Source organism: Psychromonas sp. (assembly GCF_047632995.1).
GTDB lineage: Bacteria > Pseudomonadota > Gammaproteobacteria > Enterobacterales > Psychromonadaceae > Psychromonas.
In genome coordinates this window covers 20,688-29,843 of the sequence record NZ_JBLIEK010000040.1, presented here as the reverse complement: position 1 = coordinate 29,843, position 9,156 = coordinate 20,688, and the positions used below count along the sequence as shown (strand labels likewise).

The 9,156-nt window shown below is 44.8% G+C and carries 10 protein-coding genes and 1 pseudogene; 6 read left to right on the top strand and 5 right to left on the bottom strand.

What is annotated here, in order from left to right; genetic code table 11:
* From ACJAT7_RS09125 to nifB, 5 genes and pseudogenes are all read right to left on the bottom strand, one after another.
* A pseudogene (locus ACJAT7_RS09125) lies at positions 1-244 on the bottom strand (hypothetical protein); the annotation flags it as partial.
* A 422-nt stretch (positions 245-666) separates the two neighbouring features.
* Complete coding sequence (locus tag ACJAT7_RS09120; RefSeq protein ID WP_415226491.1) at positions 667-924, bottom strand: hypothetical protein; 258 nt, start codon at positions 922-924, stop codon at positions 667-669.
* A 389-nt stretch (positions 925-1,313) separates the two neighbouring features.
* Positions 1,314-1,457 (bottom strand): hypothetical protein, encoded by a 144-nt coding sequence (locus ACJAT7_RS09115; RefSeq protein WP_415226490.1) that lies wholly within the window; start codon positions 1,455-1,457, stop codon positions 1,314-1,316.
* 144 nt (positions 1,458-1,601) lie between these two features.
* Entirely contained in the window at positions 1,602-1,805 is a 204-nt protein-coding gene (locus ACJAT7_RS09110; RefSeq protein WP_415226489.1) for a 4Fe-4S binding protein, read from the bottom strand.
* Positions 1,805-3,292: a nitrogenase cofactor biosynthesis protein NifB gene (nifB, locus tag ACJAT7_RS09105; protein ID WP_415226488.1), complete on the bottom strand. Its 1,488-nt coding sequence runs from the start codon at positions 3,290-3,292 to the stop codon at positions 1,805-1,807. Before nifB ends, ACJAT7_RS09110 begins: the two co-directional genes overlap by 1 nt.
* A 376-nt stretch (positions 3,293-3,668) precedes the next feature.
* Here nifB and nifU point away from each other — a divergent pair, with 376 nt between their 5' ends.
* From nifU to ACJAT7_RS09075, 6 genes are all read left to right on the top strand, one after another.
* Complete coding sequence (gene nifU, locus ACJAT7_RS09100) at positions 3,669-4,619, top strand: Fe-S cluster assembly protein NifU (protein WP_415226487.1); 951 nt, start codon at positions 3,669-3,671, stop codon at positions 4,617-4,619.
* Between the two features lie 12 nt (positions 4,620-4,631).
* Positions 4,632-5,834 (top strand): cysteine desulfurase NifS, encoded by a 1,203-nt coding sequence (gene nifS, locus ACJAT7_RS09095; RefSeq protein ID WP_415226486.1) that lies wholly within the window; start codon positions 4,632-4,634, stop codon positions 5,832-5,834.
* A gap of 12 nt (positions 5,835-5,846) precedes the next feature.
* The gene (gene nifV, locus ACJAT7_RS09090; RefSeq protein WP_415226485.1) at positions 5,847-6,968 is read left to right on the top strand and encodes a homocitrate synthase; all 1,122 of its coding nucleotides are present in this window, start codon (positions 5,847-5,849) and stop codon (positions 6,966-6,968) included.
* A 29-nt stretch (positions 6,969-6,997) separates the two neighbouring features.
* Positions 6,998-7,495: a nitrogen fixation protein NifZ gene (locus tag ACJAT7_RS09085; protein WP_415226484.1), complete on the top strand. Its 498-nt coding sequence runs from the start codon at positions 6,998-7,000 to the stop codon at positions 7,493-7,495.
* Positions 7,489-8,349 carry a peptidylprolyl isomerase gene (locus tag ACJAT7_RS09080; protein WP_415226483.1) on the top strand — a complete coding sequence of 287 codons (861 nt, stop codon included), beginning with the start codon at positions 7,489-7,491 and terminating at the stop codon, positions 8,347-8,349. Before ACJAT7_RS09085 ends, ACJAT7_RS09080 begins: the two co-directional genes overlap by 7 nt.
* A gap of 175 nt (positions 8,350-8,524) precedes the next feature.
* Positions 8,525-8,998, top strand: coding sequence for a peroxiredoxin (locus tag ACJAT7_RS09075; protein WP_415226482.1), 474 nt, complete (start codon positions 8,525-8,527; stop codon positions 8,996-8,998).
* Positions 8,999-9,156 lie beyond the last annotated feature (158 nt).

The window sequence follows — 9,156 nt, the reverse complement described above, 5'->3', positions numbered from 1 at the left end:
GCCCAGCTTGCATCCCTATAGTGTAAATAAATAATACCAATCCAACACTTTGTATGATGGGAGGAATACTAAAGTTTACGCCGTATAAGTTGTATAGGTACCCAAAAAAAATAGCGACAAATATAACCGCTGATGTGTCAAAACTAATCCCCTTTACTCGCACATTACCAAGTGCTGTTCCAAGACCAATAACTAGAAATAATACGAAGTAGTCTTTGGTGAGTAATTCTGTAATAAGTTCCATAAATAATACCTATTTTTGAAAATTTAATTGAGCCCGTAAAGATATACGTTTGCATAATTGCATTATATGATTAATGTCACATAACGTGCTGCCAATGTTAAGTGTGGATAACTCAGGTTGAGTATAAAAGCTTGTATGAAGCAGTTCAAAATCATTCCTGATGATTTTTCGAAGAAAAGGAAGTGGGGTTACCCATTAGTAAGTTCCGGTCAAGCAAGTGTGCAAATTTCCATGGTACTTTTTTACCAAGTATTAAAATGTATATGAACCGCTAATTTGTTGTTTATTAATACGCATCTAAAAATCACAATGTTGGTGTTAATATGCACCAGTCACCCATCTGCCTTTTTATTATGGGAAGTAAGCGGTGTAGTCATGAGATTGTGTATGGCTACGGCTCTTGGCTTTATAAGCCTTAGTCATTATTTAGTGCGGAGGTTAATCCAGTTCTTTGCAGATTTTTCTGCTTCAAACGGTACTTTGTCACGTAATACATAAAAACAAGCCGTTGCTAATTTATGTGCCACCGTTTTGATGGTAACCGTCTGATTGTTTTTTGCTAATTTCCGTTGATAGTAACTTTTAACAGTTTTGCTATAACTGTCACCACTGACACAACGGCAATAGGAAGCGTAACTTCCCACTTTATTAAAGCGATGAATGTCACCCATTTCTAACATGATAGTGAGCGCTAGAATATTGCCAATACCGTCAATGGTGATCAGTTGTTGAAAATCAGTTTTTCTATTGCTTCTGATGTTAACTGTTTTATCTTGTTACTGCTCATTTTATAACTCAGATGGCGGATCTATATTCCTTTAATCGACAAAAGATTGAGAATGGCTTGCTGAACAAGCTGCATTTACGCATAAAATCACGGACTGCTCTGTCCTCTTTTGGGTAAATCTAACCTTTCAGATAAAATACCTAATCGCAGCATTTCAGCAAGCCAGTCAGCATCACTGTTATCGTCCGAATATTTCAAACCTGAGTATTGCTGAATAGCTGTCGTATTAGCGAGATGCACCTAGTAGTTAGCGTCATTTAATGCATCAACTAGCCCTGTTAATTACTTTTTAAACGGTTCAAGAAAATGAAATATTTGCTTTAAATCGGTAGATAATTTACGTTGAGCAATAACAACACCTGTTTCGTCTTTAATTGCAAAAAAACTGTTATTTGAATGTAAGTCAATACCGCCATATAGTTTCATTTTAAAGCCCCCGTTTTAGCTATGTGTATAACATACACTCTAGGCTTGAACGTGATTCGTAGGAACTTACTATATGATTATCAGGTCTTTTATCTTGATTTCTCCCGACTTTTTCTCCCGTCTTTTCCTCCATTATTGCTGAAATCAGCTGCTCGGTGACGCTCTGTTATTAATAACACCCGGCTCGGGGCAGATGGCGATACATCTTGGGAACTCTATATCTTTGCATTCACTGCATAGTGCCGGGTTGATAACAAACGTTTCGCCTTGGCAGGAGATGGCGCCTGCGGGACAAACCGTCTCACAGGCATAACAAGCAAAACAGTCATCCCCTATCTGCAGGGCCATTAGATTAGCCCCTGACTAACTTGTTGCAGCCATTTCTTTTGTGCGAGTAGTTGATATTTGCCAAACAATTCGGGCCATACGCTACTTACTGCTTGGTAGGCATAGTCGACATCAAGTGTAATACCGACCGCTTCTAATGCCTGTTTAGGATCGATGCCGATACGACTGCATAACAGTAGATCCACGCCATGCAGTGCTTTTATTGCATTATCTAAGCTACTGCCATGGCCTGCTGCAACCTCGCTATCAGGGCAATCATTGCTGCCCGAGCAGTAACGTTTTATTCTCCGCTCGCCGAGATAGTGGTGCTCATTTTCAGTGAGCAGATAGAGTTTAAAACAATCAGTATGACCAAAATGGAGATCTATTTGATTAGTATTTCCGCTGGCGACAGCGACAATTAACGACGCCTGCCTTTCTGAGGCACCTTGACTGGCAATTGCTGATTGAAAACGGCTGCGCTCAACCATAGTTTGCGGATAATCGACGGGTTGTGCATTAATATCTTGCAGATTAAACTCACTGCTGCGGTCTTCACCAAGCATGCCTACAGCATCTGCGCGGCATTGCTGACAGTGTTTCATCTGGCTGACATTGCCTCCCGATTCTTCGCGTACCTGATCTAACTCAGATTTTAACGGCTCACGTTGTCCGTTTAGACCAAAAAAGGTGCCATGCTCAGGTTTGCTGATAAGCGGCATTATATTATGTAAAAAGACATTATTGCGCCTCAGCTCGCGACTTAGCTCCGGCAGGTGACCATCATTTATGCCCGGTATTAATACCGAGTTAACCTTAGTTAATATCCCCGCTTTCGAGAGCGCCCGAAGACCCGCCATTTGTCGCTGAATTAAGATTCTGCCCGCTTCTACGCCGCTATAGCGCTTACCATCGAGGTAGATCCATTTGTAGATCTGCGCCGCAATCACCTCATCTAAGGCATTAATGGTGACGGTGACATGATCCACCCCTAATCTCAGCAGCTCATCCACATGGTCAATGAGTGTCAGGCCGTTGGTGGAGATACATAATTTTATATCCGGCATCGCCTCGCGCAGTAATGCCAGCGTGGTCATAGTGCGCACGGGATTGGCCAGGGGATCGCCCGGTCCGGCAATTCCTATTACCGACAACTGCGGAATGGCTTTGGCAACGGCCATGGCTTTAAACAGTGCCTGCTCTGGCGTCAGTAGCTCAGAAACAACACCGGGGCGGGATTCATTGGCGCAGTCGTATTTACGATTACAGTAATTGCATTGAATATTACAGGCAGGGGCAACGGCTAGGTGCATGCGCGCATATTTATGATGGGCATTATTGGAATAGCAGGGGTGTTGCGATACTTTTTGCAGTTGCGCTAGTCCAATTTCAGAAGCACTTTCCGTTTGTTTAGTATCTAAGGTTAGCGTTTCGCTGGCACATTTTGTTTTACAGCTTGGACGAGAGTCAGTACGCGTCTGTAGATGGGAGTTATTGTTATTGTCCATAATTGCCTACCTGAAAAAGAATAATGATAAAGAGGGAATTGCAATCTTTATACCAGACGAATTATTTATCGTAACCTACTGATAAGTAATCTGTTAAATTAAAAACATCATTTACACAGCGATTTTTTTGAGCGCCTATTGGTGCGATACAAGACAATTGTAGGAAAATGCACATCCTTCTCCGCGCAGACTTTTTTGTGCAAAATCGCCATCACAGATTATGTTTCATACCCGACAAAACCCACATTAGACTGTTACATTTTCTCCTGATTCCAGATTTTATTTTAATAACCAACTGAATTTATTGACTATTTTCTTTGGTCTGAGTTTTGCAACTGTCAAACTACAAAATCAAATCGGTTATGAGGTAGTGACTATGTGGGATTATTCAGAAACAGTAAAAGATCATTTTTTTAATCCAAGAAATGCGAAAGCGTTAGAAGATGCCAATGCGGTGGGTGATGTTGGCTCTATCAGTTGTGGCGATGCCCTGCGTTTAACACTTAAAGTGAACGAGCAGACTGATATTATTGAAGATGCCGGTTTTCAGACGTTTGGTTGCGGCAGCGCAATTGCATCATCATCGGCATTAACTGAGTTGATTATCGGCAAAACGATTGATCAGGCGGCGCTAGTCAGTAACCAGGAGATTGTCGATTATCTGGGGGGATTGCCTCCGGAGAAAATGCATTGCTCAGTGATGGGTCAAGAAGCATTGGAAGCTGCTATCGCCAATTTCAGAGGGATAGAGTTAAAAGCGGATGATCATGAAGAGGGCAAACTTATCTGCCGCTGTTTCGCGGTTGATGAAGGAAAAATCACCCGCGCTGTAGAAAAACATGCCCTGACTAGCATCGATGATGTCATTAATTACACCAAAGCGGGCGGCGCCTGCACTGGCTGCCATGAAAAAATTGAACGCGTGATTGATGCGGTGATGGCTAAGAAAAAAGCGCAGCAAACTCCCTGCCCATCATCAAGCAATTTTGTTAATGCGCCGGTATCAGATGGCCGCGCTGCCGAGCAAATCGCGACAGAAGGTGATTCATTGACGCAAGATGTGCGTGCAATCATCAATAATTTAAGACCCTACCTGCAGGTTGATGGGGGTGATGTGAGTCTAGTGCAGGCCACTAACCATTTAATCACTGTGAGTTTATCGGGCGCCTGTACCGGCTGCATGATGACAGATATCACCTTGGGCTGGTTACAAGATCAAATTGCTGAAAAACTTGGTTTTCCAGTGCCAGTGGTCAATCAAGATCCTGTCAGTCATGAGCCACAAGAATTACAAGAATTATCTCATTTAGCCCATGCAGTTTCGTAGAGGGAGGCAATTATGAAAGCGATATACTTAGATAACAATGCAACCACTAAGGTCGATGCGATGGCATTGGAAGCGATGCTGCCACTTTTTACCGAGCAGTTCGGCAACCCCTCTTCTATTCACAGTTTCGCCGATAAAGTCGGCGCGCAAATGAAGATAGCACGCAGACGCGTGGCGGATCTTGTCGGCGCGCTGCATGACAGCGAGATTATTTTCACCTCCTGTGCAACAGAGTCAACGACCACCGCTATTCTATCCGCACTGAAAGTGCATCCTGATAAAAAAGAGATTATTACCACAGTGGTAGAGCATCCCGCCACGCTTGAGGTCTGCGAACAGCTTGAACTTGAGGGCTATAAAGTCCATTGGCTAAAAGTGGATAAAAAAGGGCGCCTCGATATAAATGAATATCAGCAGCTGCTTTGTGACAAGGTCGCGCTGGTCAGCATAATGTGGGCCAATAATGAAACCGGCACACTCTTTCCTGTTGTGGAAATGGCTAAAATGGCCAATGAAAAAGGTATTTTATTTCATACGGATGCGGTGCAGGCTGTGGGTAAAATTCCGGTTGAAGTACAAGATTCATGCATCGACATGCTGTCATTTTCCGGTCATAAAATACATGCACCCAAAGGGATCGGCGCGTTATATGTGCGCCGTGGCGTGCGTTACCGCCCGCTACTGCGTGGCGGTCATCAAGAGCGGGGACGTCGAGCCGGGACTGAAAATTGCGCGGGTATTGTTGCTTTCGGGGTGGCGGCGGAGCAAGCGGAGTTGCATCTTGAGACTATCAATGGACGCATAAAAATGCTGCGCGATAAACTCGAAAAAGGGATCTTAGCGCAAGTTGAACATTCATTTGTTACCGGCGATCCCGATAATCGCACCGCTAACACCTGCAATATCGCTTTTGAATATGTCGAGGGGGAAGCTATTTTAATGCTCCTTAATCAGCATGGTATTGCCGCATCAAGTGGCAGTGCGTGCACCTCTGGCTCACTTGAGCCTTCGCATGTGATGCAGGCGATGTCTATTCCCTTTACCGCCGCACACGGCACGATTCGTTTCTCTCTTTCCCGCTATAGCAAAGAGAGAGAGATAGATAAGGTGCTTGAAGTGATCGGCTCGGTTATCGACAAACTGCGTTTATTATCGCCCTATTGGAAGGATGGTAAACCCGTTGATATGGAAAGTTTCACGCCGGCATTTGCCTAATAGGTTGCCCTTATGGTCATTATTAACGATACAACGCTAAGAGACGGCGAACAGACTGCAGGTGTTTCCTTTACCCGTCAGGAAAAAGTCTCGTTAGCTAGCATGTTGGTGGCGGCTGGGGTAACAAATTTAGAAGTGGGTATTCCGGCAATGGGTAAAGAGGAGTGCCTCACGATTGCCGCTATTCGCAGCGCGCTGCCGCAAGCTATCTTGATGGGGTGGTGCCGTCCTAAGCATGCAGAGATAAAACTGGCCGCAGAGTTGAAGCTTGATTGGATAGATATTTCTATTCCTACTTCAGATCAGATGCTGGCGCACAAATTAAAATGCAGCAGGACACATATTTTAAAACAGCTGCAATCCGCCATCACCTATGCACGCTCGCTGGGCCTGCAGGTCTGTATCGGTTGTGAGGATGCATCGCGCGCTTCCATGCATTTTTTAATCGAACTGGCCATTGTTGGCAGCCGTGCAGGGGCGATGCGTTTGCGTTACGCCGACACGCTCGGTCTGCTGGATCCCTTTGCCACTTATGAGCAGATCAAACTGTTAAGTGCAGCACAACCTTTAGATATTGAAATCCATTGCCATGATGATCTTGGGCTCGCCAGTGCCAATACCTTAGCCGCCATAAAAGCGGGTGCGCGTTATGCTAATACCACTGTGGTTGGTTTAGGAGAGCGCGCAGGTAATGCGGCTTTGGAAGAGGTGGTTACTGCGTTAGAGCACTGTTATCAAATACAGACCGGGATTAATTTAACGCGTTTTCCGGCGCTTTGCCAAGCTGTTTCTATAGCCGCCGGGCGGCCGCTACCGACACAAAAAAGTTTAGTGGGTGAACTGGTGTTTACCCACGAGTCGGGCATTCATGTCGATGGACTGATTAAAGATCTACGTAATTATCAAGGCTTAGATCCACAGTTATTGGGGCGCTGCCATACATTGGTGTTAGGCAAACATTCAGGATTGGGCGCCGTAAGAGCTGTTTTTGCACGAATAGGTATCTCATTAAACCCTATACAGACGGGTAAATTATTATCGGTAGTACAGGAGTTTGCTATTAGTCGGAAACGTAATCCCTCAGATACCGAACTGCTTGGGTTAAGCCAACTGGTATTGGGCTCAGAACACTAGGTCAACAGACCCTAACTAAGGATATTGTTATGGACGCTACGTTTGATTATGGCGACAAAGTCAGAGTGATTAAAAACATTAGAAATGACGGCACTTTTATGGGCAGCAACCGTGGCGCGCTGTTAATCAGAAGAGGCAGTGTCGGTTACATTAAAGGAGTTGGGAAATTCCTGCAGGATCAGGTTATCTATCAAGTGCATTTTATTGAGCAGGGCTGCACTGTGGGTTGCCGCGAGTCAGAGCTTGGCGCAATAGACGCCCCTTGGGTGGAGCGATTGTTTGAACGGGGCGATAATGTGATAACTCAGAAATCGTTATCCAGTGCAGGGAAAATAGTCGTTAGCGCAGGTGACAGCGGTACTATTTTAGGGTTGGAAAGTAATCAGCCTCCCTTGTTCTACCGGGTGTCATTTAAGCGCATCAATGGCTTGGAAACTAATTCCTGGTTGATTCCGGAGACAATATTAACATTAGACGAGACAAAACCGTCGATAGTTGCAATTGAAATGGGGAGGCTCGGATGTTAACCAAGCAGAAAAACAGATCAACCGTTAGCTCAGCCTATCAATTAATTAAACTTGCGTGGAATCACTCGCAAACTGGACCCGAATCACTTGATCCAACCGTCATAGAAAAACTGCAGACGCAGGCGCAAGTGGCTGAAAAAATAATAATGGCTGTGCTGCAAAGCGATGCGGCAAAAAATCAGCAGGTGCGCCAGGAAGAGGTCAATTTTATTATTGAGCAGCTGCAGCAGCAGTTTGAAAATCCGCAAAGTTTTACCCTGTCGCTGCAGCAGCAGGGATTAACGGTGACGCAATTAGAGCTGGCTATCTATCAGGACTTGCTGTGTGAAAAAACCGTAGCGGCGCAAAGCCAGGATTACCGCGCGGCGAGTGAGCAGGAAGCACTGGATTATTACCAGAAAAACAGAGCCCAATTTAGGCACAGCGAGCGGCGCAACGTCAGCCATATCTTAATCACCATTAATGATCTCTACCGAGAAAACAGCAAGGAGCAGGCGCGCGCTAGGCTGACTCAGCTGCGCACGCTACTGCTCAATGATATTAGTAGCTTCCCTGCATTGGCACTGGCGAATTCCGAGTGTCCTACAGCATTAAATAACGGTTTAATCGGCCGCGTGACCCGCGGTCAGCTTTATCCGCAATTAGATGACGTCCTATTTTTTATGCAGGCAGGAACGATTAGCCCTATTATTGAAAGTGAAATCGGCTTGCATCTACTGCTTTGTCACGAAATATTGCCGGCAGGTGAACAGCCGGAGGCTGATGCGATTAAAGCTATCACTAAACAGATCAATCAACATCGCCAGAAAAAATGTGAGAAACAGTGGATAACCAGCTTGCTTGCGAATAGCTAGGGCTATGGAAGCGTTAATTAACAAGCAGCGTAATTTTGCGCGACTTTATTATTTATCGATAATTACAGTCGTTTATTCTCAGTGTAGAGCGCGAATAACCCTGTTTTTTATCCCTGTTTTCACGCTCTATTTAGGGATAGACTATTATATTACGCTCTTATTTAAGGAAAATAACATGATTGAACAAGGCCAAAAACTCACGCAGGGATTATTGACTCAATTAACGCCAGAGGGGATGGTGCATCATCAGGTAACGGATCTTTTTGCGGGTAAAAAAGTACTGCTATTTGCCGTACCGGGCGCGTTTACACCGACTTGCTCTGAATCACATCTACCGGGTTATGTGGTATTGGCGGATAAGTTTAAAGCTAAAGGCGTGGATCTTATCGCTTGTGTGTCAGTCAACGATGCGTTTGTTATGAAGGCATGGGGAGAAGCACACAACGCCTCTGAATTGATGATGTTAGCTGATGGCGATGCAAGTTTTACCAAGAGCTTAGGCCTTTCAATGGATACGGCCAGTTTCGGCGGTGTGCGATCAAAGCGTTATGCGATGATTATTGAGGATGGTGTGGTGACTCAGCTCAATGTCGAAGCGCCAAAAGAGTTTGCGGTCAGCAAAGCAGACGTGATGCTCGAAGCGTTGTAAGGCTGCCCAATATAATAAAAGAACAATAAAAAATGCGGCTATGATTTATTTTGATGTCAATGCTGCTCATTGAGCAGCCAACTTTTAGTCTTTGCTACCATTGCTACCCGCCTTTAATAACCCGTTTCCTGCGCTGCCGTATTTAAAAAATCCTACAG

Excerpts from the sequence above, each read along its gene's own strand:
- ACJAT7_RS09120 (WP_415226491.1), bottom strand. The coding sequence starts at position 924 with ATGTTAGAAATGGGTGACATTCATCGCTTTAATAAAGTGGGAAGTTAC.
- ACJAT7_RS09115 (WP_415226490.1), bottom strand. The coding sequence starts at position 1,457 with ATGAAACTATATGGCGGTATTGACTTACATTCAAATAACAGTTTTTTT.
- ACJAT7_RS09110 (WP_415226489.1), bottom strand. The coding sequence starts at position 1,805 with ATGGCCCTGCAGATAGGGGATGACTGTTTTGCTTGTTATGCCTGTGAG.
- nifB (WP_415226488.1), bottom strand. The coding sequence starts at position 3,292 with ATGGACAATAACAATAACTCCCATCTACAGACGCGTACTGACTCTCGT.
- nifU (WP_415226487.1), top strand. The coding sequence starts at position 3,669 with ATGTGGGATTATTCAGAAACAGTAAAAGATCATTTTTTTAATCCAAGA.
- nifS (WP_415226486.1), top strand. The coding sequence starts at position 4,632 with ATGAAAGCGATATACTTAGATAACAATGCAACCACTAAGGTCGATGCG.
- nifV (WP_415226485.1), top strand. The coding sequence starts at position 5,847 with ATGGTCATTATTAACGATACAACGCTAAGAGACGGCGAACAGACTGCA.
- ACJAT7_RS09085 (WP_415226484.1), top strand. The coding sequence starts at position 6,998 with ATGGACGCTACGTTTGATTATGGCGACAAAGTCAGAGTGATTAAAAAC.
- ACJAT7_RS09080 (WP_415226483.1), top strand. The coding sequence starts at position 7,489 with ATGTTAACCAAGCAGAAAAACAGATCAACCGTTAGCTCAGCCTATCAA.
- ACJAT7_RS09075 (WP_415226482.1), top strand. The coding sequence starts at position 8,525 with ATGATTGAACAAGGCCAAAAACTCACGCAGGGATTATTGACTCAATTA.